This window comes from Alistipes sp. AF48-12 (genome assembly GCF_003477565.1).
In the GTDB taxonomy this organism is placed as follows: Bacteria; Bacteroidota; Bacteroidia; order Bacteroidales; family Rikenellaceae; genus Alistipes_A; species Alistipes_A hominis.
In genome coordinates, this window is record NZ_QUDJ01000003.1 from 141433 (window position 1) to 158923 (window position 17491).

Sequence of the window (17491 nt, forward strand, 5' to 3'; positions counted from 1 at the left end):
GACGGGGCTATCGAAGGATCAGCACGTCGTTGTCGCCGTAGGTTTCGTAACTCGAAACGATTACCTTTTCGTCCGGGTCGAGTCCTTCGGTCACTTCGTAGAACTGCGGATTTTGCCGTCCGATCTTGATTTTGCGTCGGAAAGCTTTTTTACCGTCTGCCGACAGGACGAATATCCAACTGCCTCCGGTGCTCTGGTAGAATGCCCCGCGCGGGATCAGCAGCGCTTGGACGGGTTGTCCGAGTTCGAGGTTGATGTAATAGGTCTGCCCCGACCAGATGTTGTCGGGGCGCTCGCCTTCGAAATGGAAATCGATCTTGAATTGTCCGCCCTGCACTTCCGGGTAGACCTTCGAGACTTTCAGACCGAATTCGACTCCCTGCCGTTCGAATTTGGCGTCCAGGCCGGGATGCACTTTATCGAGGTAGTGCTCGTCGGGCGTCGCTTGGATTTTAAAGTCGGAAAGGTCGTTGATTTGCCCGACTTTTTGACCCGCGCCGATCGACTGTCCCAGTTCGACGTTCAGTTGCACCAGTTCGCCGTCGATCGGAGACTTTACTTTCAGGTTTTCCACCCGCTGGCGGATCAACTCCATGTTTTTGTTCATGTTCTCAACGTTTTCTTTCAGGTGATCGATCTGTACGGCACGGGCCAGCGAATCCTGCTTCTGGCGTTCGATAATCAGTTCTCGGCTGCGCTCGACCAGCTCGTAGTCTTCTTTGGCTTGCAGGTATTCCTCCCTGGCGATCAGCTTTTCGTTGTACAGCTTTTCTTTTTGTTGGTACTGCCGTTTTTTTCGCTGGATGTCGAGGTCGGTCGCGAATTGCTCTTTTTGCTGGTTCAGCCGATCCTGTTCCATCTGGATCTGTGCGTTCCGCAGGGCGTTCACCCGGTCGGCCAACTGGGACTCGCTTTCCAGTACCGAAGCGCTCAGGTTTTGGTTGCTCAGCGTCAGGATCACGTCTCCCTCTTTGACCGTGTTGCCCTCTTCGATGTTCCGCTTTTCGACCACGCCGCCCTCCAGCGGGGAGAGTTGCAGGATCGTGATCGGCTGCACGGTGCCGTTGACCCGGATATAATCGTTGAAAAGGTCGTTTCTGGCCGTCCCGACGGTGATCGTGCGGCTGTCGATCACCAGCGTCGAAGAGTGGTCGCCGAGAATCAGCCACAGGATGAAGAGGAGCAATACTCCTCCCAGGATGTAGGGAATATGTTTTTTCTTGAGACCTTTTTTTTGCTTGAGTTGGATGTCCATAGATGATTGTCGTTTTTATTGATTTTCGATTTCGGAGCGTGTTTAGTGAACCTGTTCGATCAGCGGGATTCCCTGGTAATAGCGGATCAGCCGGTATTGGATGACGTACTGCAGTTTGACGTCCAGCAGGTAGGATTTTGCCTGCTGCACCTGCGTGGCGCTGGTTTGCAGTTCGAGCGAACTGAGCAGTCCTTCGTCGTATTTACGCTGGACGGCCCGGTGCGCCAGCGTGGTCGCGCTGACCTGTTTGGCGGCTTGCAGGTACTCCTTGGCGAGTCCGTTGCAGCGGTCTACGGCTTGCTTGATCGAACTTTGCAGCGCACGCAGCGTTTCCGCGTTGTTTTGTTCGGTGATGCGAAGATTGTTCAGGTTCCGGTTGACGTTGGTACGCCGCGCCAGACCGTTGAAAATGGGGATGCTCAGCGTCGCCGAAATGTATCCGCCTCTTTTGTTTCGGAACTGGTAGCTGAACGGCGCCGGAGTGGACTGTTTATCGCTATAATAATTGGTATGGTACTCGGCCGACAGGCTGACCGACGGCAAGAGGCGTCCCCGGCTCATGGCATAGTTCAGCTTACTTTGCCGGAGTTGATAGTCCGCTATCCGGATCGACGGATGCAGAGTTCGCGCCGTGACGAACACTTCGCTTGCGGATTCCTGCGGAACGTCGTCGATCATGTTGATCGCCGTGTCGATTCGTAGCGAGTCTTCCAGGGGGTAGTTCATGACGTTTTTCAGCAATGTCCATGCGTTGGTCAGGTTATTCTGCTGGTTGATCAGGTTGGCGTCGTTCGTGGCTACCTGCGCTTCGACCTGCGCTACGTCGGCGCTGCTTCGCAGTCCGAGCTTTTCGAGTTCGCGCGCTTTGAACAGGTTTTGGCCGCTCTCCTGCAGTTGTTCTTCCGCAATGGTGACCAGTCCCATGTAAAGAATCACGTTGAAATAGCGTTCCATCACCGACAGCGAGATATCGTCGTGTACCTGTTGTTGATACTCCTTGCCCAGTAGCCGTCCGATCTTGCTCGACCGGACGGCGTTGATCGTGGCGAATCCGTTGAAGATCGGCATCGACGCCGAGAGCGAATAGGCATTGTTAAACGAAGAGTTGTTGACGTAGACGTTGTCGTCGTTGATCGAACGGCCGAAATTGGGCGTAGCGCTCACGCTGCCGCTGATCGACGGCAGCATGTTCGCAATGGCGTTGATATAGTCCTGTTTGTAATTGTCGTTGCTGTATTGCTGCCGTTTGGCGCTCGGGCTGTTCGCGATGGCATATTGCATGCAGCGCTCCAGCGACCATGTTTCTCCCTGCGCGAACGAATATGTAAAGAAAACAGACAGTATAATGGTAAAAAGCGATTTTTTCATCGGCCGTTTGGTTTGTGTGTTTTATTATATAATAAAATACCAAAATCGTACCTTTCCCCGAAACCGTTTGTTTGTCAGGTTTTTGTCCGGTGTCTACTTTTGTTTGTGTGTCTATTTATTTTACACGGATGTCTTTTTTCTTGACAAATCCTGTCGGAAACCGGAAATATTGCTTTATCTTTAGAGATCGATTAAAAAAAATCCGTATTTCATGGTTAAGCAGGGGACGGTATTGGTCGTCGACGATAACAAGGGCATACTGAAGGCGCTCGGATTATTGCTCGATAAGTATTTTGACAAAGTAATCCTGATTTCCTTGCCGAATCGGATCGCCGGGACGTTGTGGAACGAACGCGTGGACGTGGTGCTGCTGGATATGAATTTCTCGGCCGGAATCAATACCGGGAACGAAGGGATCTACTGGTTGTCGCAGATCAAAAAGGCGGATGCCAACATCCAAGTCGTCGTGTTTACAGCTTACGCCGATATCGACCTGGCTGTCCGTGCAATCAAGGAAGGCGCTGCCGATTTTGTCGTAAAGCCCTGGGAAAACGACAAGCTGATCGCCACGCTGCTTTCGGCCTACAACCTCGGAAAATCGAAAAAAGAAGTCAAATTTCTGAAAGGAATGCGGCAGGAACTCTCTTCCGCAGCACCGATGTTCTGGGGCGCTTCGCAGTCTATGCGACAGGTTCGCTTGCTGGTGGACAAAGTGGCGGTGACCGATGCCAATGTCCTGATAACCGGGGAGAACGGGACCGGGAAAGAGGTGTTGGCGCGTGAAATACACCGCCTCTCCTCGCGGGCCGCCGAATTGATGGTCACGGTCGATATGGGCGCGCTGACCGAATCGCTGTTCGAAAGCGAGTTGTTCGGTCATGTCAAAGGCGCTTTTACCGACGCCCGCACCGATCGGATCGGCAAATTCGAAATTGCGCGGGGCGGAACGCTGTTTCTGGACGAGATCGGCAACCTATCGTACCATTTGCAGGCGAAACTGTTGTCGGCCATCCAGAGTCGCAGCATCGTCCGGGTCGGAAGCAACCTGTCTGTCCCGACCGACATCCGCCTGATCTGCGCGACGAATCGAAACCTGCCGGAAATGGTGACGCAGAAGCAGTTCCGCGAAGACCTGTTGTACCGGATCAATACGATTCATATCGAGATCCCGTCGCTGCGCGAACGAAAAGAAGATATCCTGCCGCTCGCCGAAATGTTTCTGTCGAGGTATGCGGCGAAATATCACAAACAGGGGCTCGGAATCGACACCGGCGCCCAGAAGAAACTGAGGGACTATCCATGGCCCGGAAATATCCGAGAATTGCAGCATACCGTTGAAAAAGCGGTGATCGTCTGCGAAACGGAAAATATCGCGGAGGACAATCTGCTGATGGCATCGCCGCAGGTTTCGGCCGCTCAGCCTGCCGTTTCGACTCTGGAGCAGATGGAACGGGACATGATCGTCCGGGCCATCCGGATAAACGACGGCAACATGTCCGCCGTCGCGGCTCAGTTGGGGATTACCCGCCAGACGCTATACAACAAGATTAAGAAATACGAACTGTAACGGTATGTTCAAAGGCTCGGTTTATAAACTCTGCGGATTGTTGGTACTGCTGTTGGGATCGGCCGCGCTGATTACCCTGGGCATTCTGTCCGGGAAATTTTTCATGCTGTTGCTGGGCTTCGCGTTGTTGGTTTGGGGAATCGCCGGACTGTTCCGTTTTCATTTTCAGAGTATCCGTAAAATGACCTTCATGTTCAATTCCATCGAAAACGGCGACTATGCCTTTAAGTTTACCGAGTACGAAGGGCCGGTCAGCGACAACTTGCTGAACCTTTCGCTGAACCGGATCAAGAATATTCTGGTGAAGGCCCGCACGCAGGCCGTCGAACAGGAAAAGTACTACGAGCTGATAATGAACAGCATTCATACGGGGGTGATCGTTATTAACGATGCGGGGAACGTTTATCAGATCAATCAGGCCGCTTTACAGTTGTTCGGATTGCCGCGACTGAACCACGTTAACCGGCTGGCGGTGATCGACGGTTCGCTACGCGATTTGTTTTTCAACCTGAAAGCCGGGGAGAAAAAACAAACTTCTTTTTCCAACGAACGCGGCGTCGTCCATCTTGCGATCAACGTCTCGGCGATGAAGGTGCGTGATATGTCGCTTCGGATCGTGGCGGTCAACGACATCAACAACGAACTGGACGAAAAAGAGACCGAATCGTGGATACGGCTGATCCGGGTGCTGACCCACGAAATCATGAATTCCATTACGCCGATCACCTCCTTGAGCGATACGTTGCTGAAAATGGAAGGTTCGATGAACGAGAAGGTGCGGGAAGGGATCGAAGCGATCGGTTCAACCGGCAAAGGATTGATCGGGTTCGTGGAGTCTTATCGGCGTGTGACTCGGATTCCGGCGCCGCGGCTCCGGTCGTTTTACGTCCTGCCTTTTTTGGAACGCATCGTTACGCTGATCCGCCATGATACGGCCGACCGGGCACTCGATATACGTATCGGGGTAGAGCCTGAAGAGCTGCTGTTGTATGCCGACGAGGATATGATCGGGCAGGTCGTGCTGAACCTGCTGAAAAATGCGGTTCACGCTTTGCAAGGCCGGACGGACGGGACGATCCGGATTGCGGCGACGGGCAGCGAATCCGGCGAAATCACGCTTTCGGTGACGGACAACGGATGCGGTATCCCGCCCGAAGTCGCGGCCAACATTTTCATGCCGTTCTTTACGACGAAAGAAAACGGGTCGGGGATCGGTTTGAGCGTGTCGCGACAGATCATGCGCCTGCACAACGGGAGCATCTCGTTGAAATGCTCCCGTCCCGGCGAAACGACCTTTAAATTGTTATTCAGTTAGTTTCAGTTGTTTTCAGGCGTCTCGTTTCCCTGAATATAACCGGAAAATTGCATGGTCGAACGGCTGATCTGATTGACGATCAGCTTGGCATTGATACCTTGGCCTACGACGATCGTAAAGGTGAGCCGATCCGACCCGTGAGGCGATTTCACGTCCATCGTAATGATGCGGTCGCCCCGCTTGTTGCTTTGCAGGTCGTAGGTGAAATCTTTGGAAGTGAAACTCAACGGATTTTTGTTGTTCCCGAAATCGGAGGAGGTGAAAGCCTGTCCGACGTAAGGCAACCGGACGACTACCGAATCTTTGGTTACCTGCAACGTGTTCATATGCGTCAGGAAAGACGCTTGGTTCGCAGCGTTGGAAGACAGAATCTTGTTGGCGTGAAATGTGAAGGCTTTCGTGCTGATCAGTTGGTTGATGGCCTGCATGATTTTGACGTCTTCCGCCGACTGCTTTTTCTGTGCGGAAAGACCTGCGGCCCAAAACGAGAGGGCGAGTAACAGGAATAGTTTTTTCATAGCCGGTTGATTTTAAGTCGTTAAAATTAAAACAGTTTTGGATTTTGTTTTATTTCTCGTTGTAAAGTAAAACATTTTGCCGGTAAGTTGAATAAGCGGAACCCATCAAACCGTAATCGGGGTAGGTCTTCCCGTAATTCGGGTAACGTCGCTATGAAAAGAGAGTCGAAAGATCTGTCGCAGTCAGTAAAAAACGGGGGCATTTTCCGAATGCCCCCGTCGTTGTGTGGATGCGGAACCGACGGGCTATTCCCCGACCATGGTTCCCGGCTCTTGAATGTATCCCGAAAAATTCATCGGAGAACGCGACGAACTCGTTATCGTCAGTTTGGCCATGATGCCTTTGCTGATCGTCAACATGAACGTGAACCGGTCGCTTCCGGGCGATTTCACCTCCATCGTAATGATTTTATCCTTCTTTTTGGTCACCTCTACTTTGTAGGTAAAATCCGTAGTCGTGAATTGCAGCGGATTGCCGCCCGTATTGCCGCTCGATCCTTCTTTGCCGATATAGGGTAGAGAAACGGTCAGCGAATCCTTGTTTACGGTCATGGAGTTCAATTGAGTCAGCATGGATTGGTTGCCTCCCGAGGTCAGGATTCGGTTCGCTACGAAAGTGATTGTTTTTCTACTGATAAGTTGGTTTACAGCCTGTTCTACCATCAGATCGTCGGCCGATTGTGCGAACGCCCCCGGCGCGCACAGCAACAACATGAGAGATAATGCAAAAAAACGTTTCATAAGATCGGATTTTAAATTTCTGTATTATACTGCAAGTTATAATAAATTTTGACGATTTAAAAGTAAAATCCCGGAAAAATAAAAAACTCCGGCAAGTTCGTGCCGGAGTTTTCGTAGTCGGGAAGAATAATTATGCCTGCGTCGTCTTTTTTAGGAAAAGATCTTTGACAAGAATTTTTCCGATCCCCGCACAGGCTCCCAGAAATACGAATGCGATCAGAATGATTACCTTGCTGGTGTTCGATTTTTTCACCGGAACGGTCGCCGGTTCGATGATCGTTACGCAGGGGGTTTGCTCTTGCACCTTGATTTTGGCCGTTTCGAGTTGCTGGGCCAGTTGGTTGTAAACGCCGAAAGCCAGTTGTTGTTCGTTCTGTAAACGATCGAGTTCCACCTGTGCCGTCTGTTTGGCGATGTGTTTGTTGGCGTCGGCCGCAATCGCGTATTTGCGCTGCGCGTCGTAATATTTCTGTTTCGCCTCGTCGAAAAGGTTTCGGGTGAAGGCGAGGTCGCGCACGGCTTTTTCGGTGCGGTACGTCAGGATGTATTCCTGTAGTTTGTTGACCATCGAGTCGGCGACGGCGGCTGTCACCAACGGATCCTGCATGGTCGCCGAAGCGGTTATGACCCCCGTTTTTTTGTCGACCGAAATATTGATCCGCTCATTCTGTTTTTTCAGCACTTCGCTTTGCTGTTGGGTGAGCGCGTAGGGATTTATGCCGTTTGCTTCTTCTTCTTTTTCCGCAAAAGAAATCCATCCGATGATTTTTCCCGGTACGGCCAACAGGTACTTCCACCAGGGCGAAGATAATTGGGTGTCGACGTAATCGTAGAGCGACATCGTTGCCGGCATTTTCTTTCCCTGTACGGGAATCTGACTCAGATCCACCATAAAAGGGGTGCTGTTGACGACGTCGGGATACAGCATCAGGTTGATCCCGTCCACATTGTTGCCGCTTCCGGAACTCAGGTCGAAACCGGCCAGAGCTGCCAAATCCGCCATCCCCCCGCCTTTGGTCGCGTTGATTCCTTCGGGGGCCATTTTTACGGTCGTCGTGTACTCTTTCGGGATGCTGAATGCGATAATCAGTCCTGCGATCGCGCCGATGCCGGCGGCCTTCAGGACGAATATCCGCCGAGCCCAGATTTTTTTCATCAAATCGAGCAGGTCGATCTCTTCCGCGGTCGTACCGGATGATTGTGTTTCTTCCATAAATTAGATTGAATCGATTCCGAATGCAAATATAAGAATTATATCGGTATCCGAAATCCGCCGATTCGTTTCGAAGGTATTTTATTACCTTTGCTCCCAAAAAGGAATGACATGGTAAGTATTGGAACGACGTTGTCGCCGATCGGTAAAAAAGCGTTGCTTTGCGGGTCGGGAGAACTGGGCAAAGAGGTTGCCGTCGAACTGCAACGTTACGGGGTGGAAGTCGTGGCGCTTGATCGCTATCCGGACGCGCCGGCCATGCAGGTCGCGCACCGGTCGTACGTGGTTTCGATGCTGGACGGGGCCCGGTTGCGGGAGATCGTCGAGCGAGAGAAGCCGGATTATATCATTCCGGAGATCGAAGCCGTTGCGACCGACGTGCTGCTCGAATTGGAAAAGGAAGGCTACCGCGTGGTGCCCACCGCGCGGGCCGCGATGCTGACGATGGACCGGGAGGGGATTCGCCGGCTTGCCGCCGAGACCCTGCGGTTGCCGACTTCGCCGTATCGTTTCGCGGCGACCCGCGAAGAGTTCGCGCAGGCTGTCGGCGAGATCGGCTTTCCGTGCGTGGTCAAGCCGATCATGAGTTCGTCCGGACACGGGCAGAGCGTCGTCCGCAGCGAAGAGGATATCGATTGCGGTTGGCGCAATGCGCAGCGGGGCGGCCGGGCGGGAGCCGGGAAAGTGATCGTCGAGGGATTCGTAAAGTTCGATTACGAGATTACGCTGCTGACGGTGCGCCATTGCGGGGGAACTTCTTTTCTCGAGCCGATCGGGCACTATCAACAGGACGGCGACTACCGAGAGTCGTGGCAGCCGCAGCCGATGACGGCCGCCGTAAGGAAGCAGGCCGAAGAGATCGCCCGCCGGATTACCGACGCATTGGGCGGACGGGGCCTTTTCGGCGTGGAACTTTTCGTGCAGGGCGACCGGGTGATCTTCAGCGAAGTATCGCCCCGGCCGCACGATACGGGAATGGTAACGATGATTTCGCAGGATCTCTCCGAGTTTGCGCTGCATGTACGGGCGATCCTGGGGCTTCCCGTGCCGAATATCGCGTTTCACGGTCCGTCGGCTTCCCGTGCCGTCGTAGTCGAGGGAGATAGCAACCGGATGGAGTTTGCGAACCTCGAAAACGTGCTGTCGGAACCTGACACCCAGATGCGTATTTTCGGCAAATCCGAAATCGACGGGCGCCGGCGCATGGCGGTGTTGCTGGCGCGGGGCAAAACCGTCGAGGAAGCGCGCGAAAAAACGGCCCGTGCCTATGCCAAACTGCAAATCAACGTATTCGACAGGGAATAATTCAAAGAGAAGACGATAAAAAAGCGGCGTATCCGAAAGGATGCGCCGCTTTTCGTCGGTCGGAACCGATCAGTTGAATATAACGGTTTTATTTTTGTAGACCAGCACTTTGCGTTCGATGTGCTTTTGGACGGCCCTCGACAGGACGATCTTTTCGAGATCTTTCCCTTTGTTGACCAGATCGGCGATCGTATCCTTGTGCGTGATGCGAACGATCTCCTGTTCGATGATCGGGCCGGCGTCCAGTTCGGTAGTGACATAGTGGCTGGTCGCCCCGATGATCTTTACGCCGCGTTCGAAAGCCGCATGATACGGTTTCGCCCCGATAAACGCAGGCAGAAACGAATGGTGGATATTGATGATCCGGTTCGGGAAGGCTTCGATCATCCGTTCCGAAATGATCTGCATGTAACGCGCCAGCACGATGAAATTGACCTGATGTTTGGCCAGCAGCTCCATTTCGGCGCGTTCCTGCTCCTCCTTGTTCTCCTTGTTGATCGGGAAAACGTAGAACGGGATATCGAAACGTCGGCCGATGTGTTCCAGTTCGGGGTGATTGCTGATAATCAGCGGGATCTCTACGTTCCACTCTCCGGCCGTGTAGCGGGCGAGCATATCGTACAGGCAGTGCGACATTTTCGAAACGAAGATCGCCATCTTCGGCTTCGTGCCCGAAAAATAGAGCCGGAAGGTCATCTGGTATTTTTGCGCATAGAGCGTATTAAAATAGTCCTCGATCTTCTCTTTCGGAATCAGAAAACCGTCCAGATCCCAGCTTATACGCATGAAAAACACGTTTTCGGCATGGTCTACGTATTGGTCGAGGTAAATGATATTGCCTTTGTTTACCGTGATAAAGTCCGTAACTTCTGCCAAAATACCCTGTTTGTCAGGGCAATACAGTAGTAGTTGGGCTGCTTCCTCTTTCATGGTCGTCTTCTCTTCGTTGATTTAGCGTCCAAAATTAGCGATTTTTTCATGAAATCCGGCATTGTCGGGCCGAATTACCGCGGGTCGTACGCTTTCCCGCAAAAATTTTGTAGTTTTGGTTCCGGATTGGCTAAATTATTGTTAGTTAAGGAGCACCTGTTTCCGCCGTATAAGATGTTTAAAAAGATTATAAAATATACGTTCCGTGTCGTTTTATGCGGACTGGTTCTGCTGATCGTCCTGCCTTTTCTGCTTTATATTCCCGGCATCCAGAATTTTATCCGTCGGCAGGCCGAGTCTTACGTGGCCCGGAATACCGAAATGCGCCTGTCCGTACGCCAGATACGCCTGTCGTTTCCGCTGCGGCTGGTCGTCGACGACGTGATGGTGTCTACCCCGGTGTTGGATACGATGGCCTACTGTACCCGGCTCGAGGCGGACGTCGCCCTGTGGCCGTTGCTGCGCGGCGAAGTCGTCGTACATCGTTTCGGGTTCGACGGGACGACGGTGAATTATGCCGATTCGCTGGCGCAGTTCGGTCTGTACGCCCGTGTCGGGCATTTCAGTCTGGCTGCCGACCGGATCGATCTGAAAGGCTCCGTAGCGGATATCTCCGGAATCGAATTGGAAAAAGGAACCGTCCGGCTGTCGATCGGAGAGGGCCCGTCGGATACCTCGGCGACGGCTGAAGGAAAGCCGGTTGCCTGGAAAATACGGGTAAGTAAACTCGCGCTGGACGACATCGCTTTTTCGATGGAAACGAAGCCCCGCATTACCGAACTCGACGTATTGCTGAAACAGGGAAATCTGGCCGACTGCCTGGTGGATTTGTCGCGGCAGCAGGTGGCTGTAACGGAAATCGTATTGGACGGGGGGAGTTATTCCTTTCTGACCGATACGACGAAAATCGCGGCGGTGCAGGACACCGTCCGCACGGCCGCGACAGATTCGGTTACGGAACCGTGGACGATCGCGGTGAACCGGTTGCGGTTATCCGACAATGCCGTGACGTACGGCGCCTTGCAGGGTGCGCCGAAAGAAGGCCTGGATTTCGACCACCTTGCCTGACGCAGTTGAATCTGTCGGCCGACTCGATTTATAACCGGGGCGCTGCGGTACGGATCGGGATCGGCCGTTTTTCGGCCGTCGAACGGAGCGGATTGCAGGTAGCCGATTTGAGCGGCGCTTTTTCGATGGACAGCACGCAGGTCGCTCTGTCGGATTTCAGCTTGACGACCGGACAGTCGTCGTTGCATGTCGATCTGCGGGCCGACGCTTCGGCGCTGGCGCTCGCTCCGGACGCGCACGTAAACCTGCGGTTGGAGGCAAAGGTGGCGTTGCGCGAGTTACAGGCGGTCTTGCCCGTTGCGGATAAGAATATACGACAGATGTTGTCGACGCGTTCGCTCGAACTGTCCGGCGATTTCGCGGGAACCCTCGGACGCTTGCGCGCAGACAGCCGGATCGCGGTTTCCGGGAACGTGCTGCTTACCCTGAATGCCGACGTCGCTTCGGCGACCGATCCGTCCCGCATCGAAGGGCTGTGCCGTTTCAAGGGAAGTTTCAGCCGACTGGAGTTTCTGACGGATCTGCTGCCCGACACCGCGCTGCGCCGCCGGCTCCGGATTCCGGAACAGATGGCGCTGGAAGGTTCGCTGCGGATGCGGCAGGGAACGTTTTATCCGGTAGTGGCGTTTGCGATAGGTTCGGGAACGGCGACCGTAAAGGGGGAATTCAACGGTAAAAAGCAGCTTTATAATGCCGAACTGATCTGCGACAGTTTCCCGGTCGGCCGTTTTCTGCCGAACGATTCGCTGGGCGTACTGACGATGCGGGTGGCGGCCGACGGTTCGGGTTTCGATCCGTTGCATACATCGACCGTAGCCGAAGCCGCCGTGCGGATCGACCGTTTTATTTACCGAAGTTACGATTACGGCGGCATCGCGCTGGATGCTTCGCTGCGGGATCACCGTTTGATAGGCCGTCTGACCGGCGAGAGCGAGGCGCTGAAATTCGGACTGGATATCGAAGGCCTGCTGACGCAGACGCAGCAGGCCGTAACGGTGCGGGGTACGGTCGATACCTGCAACCTGTACCGAATGAACCTTTCGCCGGAAAAGACGGCGATATCCGTGGCCCTCGATCTGGCCGCTTCGTCCGATTCGGCCCGGACGCGCAGGGTCGAAGCGACCGCCGACCAAATCGTGCTGTGGGACAAATGGCGCGAAAACCGTATTCGCAAAACGTCGGTTTCGGCGGAAATAGCTGCCGAAAAGGTAGCGGCGGCGGTGCAGTCGGGCGATTTCCGGCTCGATTTCGCAGCTCCGGTTCCGGTCGATTCGCTGGCGGAGCAGGCGGGACGTGCGGTTGCGTTGATTTCGGAGCAGCTTCGGCTGGGGAGTCTCGATATGGAGCTGGTCGCACGGCAGCTGCCGCCGTTCCGGCTGACCGGTAGCGCCGGCGCGAACAATGTCGTGAACGGCTTTTTGAAGATGCGGGGCATGAGTTTTTCCGGGATGTCGCTGAACGTCGCGTCCGGCGACAGCACGCCGTTTACGACCCGGCTGCGCGTCGACCGGTTCGCGTCGGGCGATCTGCTGCTGGATACGCTGACGTTCGGCGTGATGCAGCGGGGCAGGCAGTTGAACTACCTGCTGCGGATGGCGAACAATCCCGGACGGATGGACGACGCGGCGATGATCGCCGTTTACGGCAATATTCTGGATAACGTGGCGCTGGTAAAATTCCTGCAGAAAAACAGGGAGGGGAAAAGCGGGTTCGATTTCGGGCTGAAGGCGTCGCTCGAAGACAGTACGATCGCCGTGCGGATGCTCGAAAATCCGATGCTCGGTTTCAACCGTTGGCAGGTCAATCCGGACAATTACATCGCTTACCGGCTGAACCGGGAACTGTTCGCCGATTTTTCGCTGACGCGCGACGGACAGCAGTTCGCCGTTCGGTCGGATGCCGGCGCGGAGCCGGGGGCCGTAACGTTGCATGTCGCGGGGATCGACATCGCATCGACGCTGAAACTGTTCCTCGGAGCCCCTCCCTTCAGCGGGACGTTCGGAGCGGATCTGTCGCTGCGCGTCGGCAGCGGTGCGTTCGGAGCGAACGGCTCCGTTTCGCTGGCCGAATTGGGGTATGAAAACCAACGGATCGGAAACGCCGAGCTGGCCTTCCGTTACGGACAGGGAGAACAGCGACAGCAGCAACTCTCCGCGAAACTCTCGTTGGACGGCGCCGAAGCGCTGAGCGTGGACGGCGTGTACCGCGGCGGGGATACGGAGAATCCGCTCGGACTGACCGTGTCGATTCCCGGCCTGCCGCTCGCTCCGGCCAATGCGTTCCTGCCGCCAGACGCCGTGCGTCTTTCCGGTGCGCTGCAAGGCAAACTGACCCTGGCCGGAACTTCCGCAAAACCCAAGATCGACGGGGCGCTTCACTTCGCCGGAACACAGGTGCAGGTGCCTATGATCGGTACGACTTTCGGGTTGGGAACGGAAAAAATTGTGATCGACAGCAGCCGGGTGCGTTTTACGGGTTACCGGATCATCGCCCCGAATAAAAAACCGCTGACGATCGACGGCGAAGTGGACATTGCGGATTTCGCCGACATTACGACGGATTTGCGGATCGCCGCGACCGATTTCCAGTTTATCAACGTCGCGAAGAACAGAGGGTCGATGGTATACGGGCAGGGTTATATGGATATGGAGGCCACGGTGAAAGGGGAAATCGACGACCTGATGATCCGGGGCAGCGTCGACCTGCTGCGCGGAACGGAGGTCAATTACGTCATGCAGGATGCGCCGCCCGAACTGAAAAACCGCGCCCAGAACATGGTTACGTTCGTTTCGTTCAGCGATACCGTGTCTCAACGGCAGGACAGGCCGGTGCCCGTGCTCGATATCGCCGGAATGGACGTCCTGATGAATGTCAATGTCGACAATTCGGTGCGGATGGCCGTCAACCTTTCGGCGGACGGGGAGAATCGTGTCGACCTGCAGGGAGGCGGAAACCTGACCTATTCGATGAACCGTCTCGGCGACAGCCGTTTTTCGGGGAAATACGTAGTGACCGGCGGAACCGTCCGTTACAATCCGCCCGTGATCTCCCAGAAAATTTTCAAGATTACGCAGGGCAGTTACGTCGAGTGGATCGGCCAGATCGCCGACCCGACATTGAACATCACGGCCGTCGAAACGGTACGCACCAGCGTTACGGCCGACGACGGACAGGGTTCCAGTCGTCCGGTCAATTTCAACATCAGCATCAATATCCGCAATACGCTCGAAAACCTTTCCGTGACGTTCGACCTGTCGGCTCCGGAAGACCTGACGATCCAGAACCAGCTTTCGTCGCTGACCGCCGAACAACGGGCTACGCAGGCGATGAGTCTGTTGGTGTACAATACGTATTCCGGCCCCGGCACGACGGCTAAGGTCAATTCGGCGAATCCGCTGAATTCGTTCATCGAAAAGGAACTGAACCAGTGGGCCTCGAACAGCCTGAAGGGAGTCGACCTGAGTTTCGGAATCGATACCTACGACGACGCGGCCTCCGGCGGCGTCAATTCCCGGACGGATTACTCGTACCAGCTTTCGAAAAGTCTGTTCAACAACCGCGTGAAGGCGGTGATCGGCGGCAAGTTCAGCACCGACGCCGATCCGACCGAGAACCTGAAAGAGAACCTGATCGACGACGTGGCGCTGGAGTACCAGTTGACCAAACGCGACAACATGTTCCTGAAAATATTCAGGCATACCGGGTACGAAAGTATTCTGGAAGGCGAGATCACCGAAACCGGCGTGGGTTTTGTCATCCGAAAGAAGATGCTCAAACTCGGCGACCTGTTCCGCATCATGCGCAATAAAGTTCAGCCGCAAACCCCTCCAAAACAGTCGCCCCATGAATAGAATCGTTCGTTACGGAATCATCGGGATCGCCGTCGCGCTTTCGGCCGCCGGTTGTTCGACGACCAGTCGGCTGGGGCAGGACGAGGTGTTGTACACCGGCGTCAAGAAGATAGCGATCCGTCCCGATTCGGGCGTAGAGCTCTCTTCGACCGTAGAATCGGCCATTAAAGCTCCGCTTTCGGTAAAACCGAACAATCCGTTATACTCCCCGTATATACGCACTCCGCTCCCGGTCGGTTTATGGGCTTACAACCATCTTTACACGCCCAAAGAGAAGGGGTTTAAATATTGGCTGTACCGGAAGCTCTCGAAACAGCCTGTGCTGGTTTCGAAAGTGCAGCCCGAAATCCGGACGAAATATGTCGACGACGTGCTGGGCAATTACGGCTATTTCGATGCGGACGCGGGTTACGAACTGCTGCCGCGCCGTAATCCGAAAAAGGCGAAAATCAGCTATTCGATCCGGGTCGGACAGCCTTCGGTCTACATGGAAATTCGCTATCCGCAGGTACAGGAAGGGATGGCTCGTTTGGTCGACAGCCTCGAAAGCACCTCGCTGCTACGCGTGGGCGCGCAGTACAATACCGATACGCTGTCGGCCGAACGAACCCGGATTACGAACGTGTTGCGAAATCGTGGTTATTATTATTTCCGACCGGAATACATCGATTATCAAGCCGATACGACGCAACAGAAAAACCGCGTCGATCTGCGGATGAGGCTGACTCCCGGGATTCCGGCCCCGGCGCTGGTTCCGTACCGGGTGGGACGCATCACCGTATCGCTGCAAAATATCCGCGGCGGAGCGCCCGACACGCTGCACTTGCCCGGCCAGACGGTCGTTTACCAGAAACCGCTGAAGATCCGGCCGAAGTTGCTGGCGAAATCCATTACGATGAAAACGGGCGACCTGTTTACGGTGAACGCTCAGAATACGACGTTGTCCAACCTGAATAAACTCGGCATTTTCCGTTCGGTGAACCTCGGCGTCACGCCGCTGGACTCGCTGGACGGCAAAGATACGCTGAACGTCTATTTGTCTGCCGGATTCGATTATCCGCTCGAAGCGGAACTGGAGATGAACGTCACTTCGAAGTCGAACAGCTTCCTGGGCCCGGGACTGGCCTTCAAAGTCAGCAACAACAACCTGTTCCGGGGCGGCGAGGTACTCTCGTTGCGGCTGAACGGCAATTACGAGTGGGAAACCGGCAATAAAAACTCGGGCGGCGCCAAAACGTCGCTGCTCAATTCGTACGAATTCGGCCTGAACGCTACGCTGAATGTGCAACGGTTGCTGCTGCCGCGGTTTATCACCAAAGGCAGCCGCTATCCGTCCAGCACATCTTTCCAGTTGGGCGTCGATTTGATGAACCGGCCGAAGTTCTTCCAGTTGATCTCTTTCAGCGGGTCGATAGGTTATAATTTCCAGACTTCGCCGTACAGCTACCACTCCCTTTCGCTGCTGAAGCTCTCGTACAACAACCTGCTCCATACGACCGAATCGTTCGACCAGACGATGGACGAGAACCCGGCCATCGCATTGAGTTTCAGAGATCAGTTTATTCCGGCGATGAGCTATTCCTACACGTACGACCGGACGTACCGGCGCAACCGTTTTTTCTGGCAGAACACCGTCACCTCGGCGGGCAACCTGCTGTACGCGATTTGGGAAGCCTGCGGTCAGCACGGAACCAAACGGCTGTTCAATAACCAGTTCTCGCAGTTTATCAAAGATGTGAACGAGGTGAAGTTTTACCAGAAGCTCGGCGATAAGAACAACTGGCTCGCTTACCGTTTTCTGGTCGGAGCCGGGTATGCCTACGGCAATTCGAGCGTCATGCCGTACAGCGAACAATTTTATATCGGCGGGGCCAACAGCATCCGGGCGTTTACGATCCGTTCGATCGGCCCCGGCAGTTATCATCCGGCCCAGAACGACCGCAACAGTTATCTCGACCAGACCGGCGATTTCAAGCTGGAAGCCAATGTGGAATTCCGTTTCGGGATTATGGGGCGGCTGGGCGGAGCCGTATTTCTGGATGCCGGGAATATCTGGCTGCTCAAAAACGATCCGAACCGTCCGGGCGGCGTGCTCAAATGGCGCGGTTTCTTCAACGAGATCGCGCTCGGAACCGGGTTCGGGCTCCGTTACGACATCAGCTACCTGGTATTGCGCGCCGATCTCGGCATTGCGCTGCACACCCCTTATCCGAATCCCGACAAGCCGGGGTATTACAACATTTCGAAATTCAAGGACGGACTCGGATTCCACGTGGCGATCGGGTATCCGTTCTGATCCGGAAGGCTGTTTTTCGCCGGATCGTTAGGATAGCTCTCTGCAAAAGGCTACTTTTGCAGGA

12 protein-coding genes are annotated in these 17491 nt (G+C 54.7%); 6 read left to right on the forward strand and 6 right to left on the reverse strand.

Translation table 11 applies throughout. From position 1 onward, the window contains the following. Positions 1 to 7: 7 nt before the first annotated feature. Together DW082_RS02895 and DW082_RS02900 are read right to left on the reverse strand one after the other, a co-directional pair. On the reverse strand, positions 8 to 1255 hold the full coding sequence (locus DW082_RS02895) for an efflux RND transporter periplasmic adaptor subunit (RefSeq protein WP_055205959.1): 1248 nt from the start codon (positions 1253 to 1255) through the stop codon (positions 8 to 10). Positions 1256 to 1297: 42 nt separating this feature from the next. Beyond that, positions 1298 to 2623, reverse strand: a complete 1326-nt coding sequence (locus DW082_RS02900) for a TolC family protein (protein ID WP_118457238.1) — start codon at positions 2621 to 2623, stop codon at positions 1298 to 1300. A 211-nt stretch (positions 2624 to 2834) separates the two neighbouring features. Here DW082_RS02900 and DW082_RS02905 point away from each other — a divergent pair, with 211 nt between their 5' ends. After that, on the forward strand, positions 2835 to 4190 hold the full coding sequence (locus DW082_RS02905) for a sigma-54 dependent transcriptional regulator (protein WP_118457240.1): 1356 nt from the start codon (positions 2835 to 2837) through the stop codon (positions 4188 to 4190). A 4-nt stretch (positions 4191 to 4194) separates the two neighbouring features. Further along, positions 4195 to 5505, forward strand: coding sequence for a PAS domain-containing sensor histidine kinase (locus tag DW082_RS02910; protein WP_118457242.1), 1311 nt, complete (start codon positions 4195 to 4197; stop codon positions 5503 to 5505). Between the two features lie 2 nt (positions 5506 to 5507). On the opposite strand, the gene DW082_RS02915 is transcribed toward DW082_RS02910, so the two are convergent. From DW082_RS02915 to DW082_RS02925, 3 genes are all read right to left on the reverse strand, one after another. Further along, on the reverse strand, positions 5508 to 6023 hold the full coding sequence (locus DW082_RS02915; protein WP_101573273.1) for a DUF4251 domain-containing protein: 516 nt from the start codon (positions 6021 to 6023) through the stop codon (positions 5508 to 5510). A 246-nt stretch (positions 6024 to 6269) separates the two neighbouring features. Then, on the reverse strand, positions 6270 to 6764 hold the full coding sequence (locus DW082_RS02920) for a DUF4251 domain-containing protein (RefSeq protein WP_101573271.1): 495 nt from the start codon (positions 6762 to 6764) through the stop codon (positions 6270 to 6272). Positions 6765 to 6894: 130 nt separating this feature from the next. Continuing rightward, positions 6895 to 7977, reverse strand: coding sequence for a Wzz/FepE/Etk N-terminal domain-containing protein (locus DW082_RS02925; protein ID WP_118457244.1), 1083 nt, complete (start codon positions 7975 to 7977; stop codon positions 6895 to 6897). A gap of 111 nt (positions 7978 to 8088) precedes the next feature. Between DW082_RS02925 and purT the strand changes: the two genes are divergently transcribed. Further along, positions 8089 to 9282 (forward strand): formate-dependent phosphoribosylglycinamide formyltransferase, encoded by a 1194-nt coding sequence (gene purT, locus DW082_RS02930; protein ID WP_101573267.1) that lies wholly within the window; start codon positions 8089 to 8091, stop codon positions 9280 to 9282. 69 nt (positions 9283 to 9351) lie between these two features. Here the strand turns inward: purT and purU are convergent, their stop codons facing one another. Then, positions 9352 to 10212 carry a formyltetrahydrofolate deformylase gene (gene purU, locus DW082_RS02935; protein ID WP_055205943.1) on the reverse strand — a complete coding sequence of 287 codons (861 nt, stop codon included), beginning with the start codon at positions 10210 to 10212 and terminating at the stop codon, positions 9352 to 9354. Positions 10213 to 10386: 174 nt separating this feature from the next. Between purU and DW082_RS02940 the strand changes: the two genes are divergently transcribed. The 3 genes from DW082_RS02940 to DW082_RS02950 are packed head-to-tail and all read left to right on the forward strand — an operon-like array spanning position 10387 to position 17427. Then, positions 10387 to 11280, forward strand: coding sequence for a hypothetical protein (locus tag DW082_RS02940; protein ID WP_118457246.1), 894 nt, complete (start codon positions 10387 to 10389; stop codon positions 11278 to 11280). Positions 11281 to 11285: 5 nt separating this feature from the next. After that, positions 11286 to 15131 carry a translocation/assembly module TamB domain-containing protein gene (locus DW082_RS02945; RefSeq protein WP_118457248.1) on the forward strand — a complete coding sequence of 1282 codons (3846 nt, stop codon included), beginning with the start codon at positions 11286 to 11288 and terminating at the stop codon, positions 15129 to 15131. Next, on the forward strand, positions 15124 to 17427 hold the full coding sequence (locus tag DW082_RS02950; protein WP_055205941.1) for a BamA/TamA family outer membrane protein: 2304 nt from the start codon (positions 15124 to 15126) through the stop codon (positions 17425 to 17427). The genes DW082_RS02945 and DW082_RS02950 overlap by 8 nt, the downstream gene beginning before the upstream one ends. Positions 17428 to 17491 lie beyond the last annotated feature (64 nt).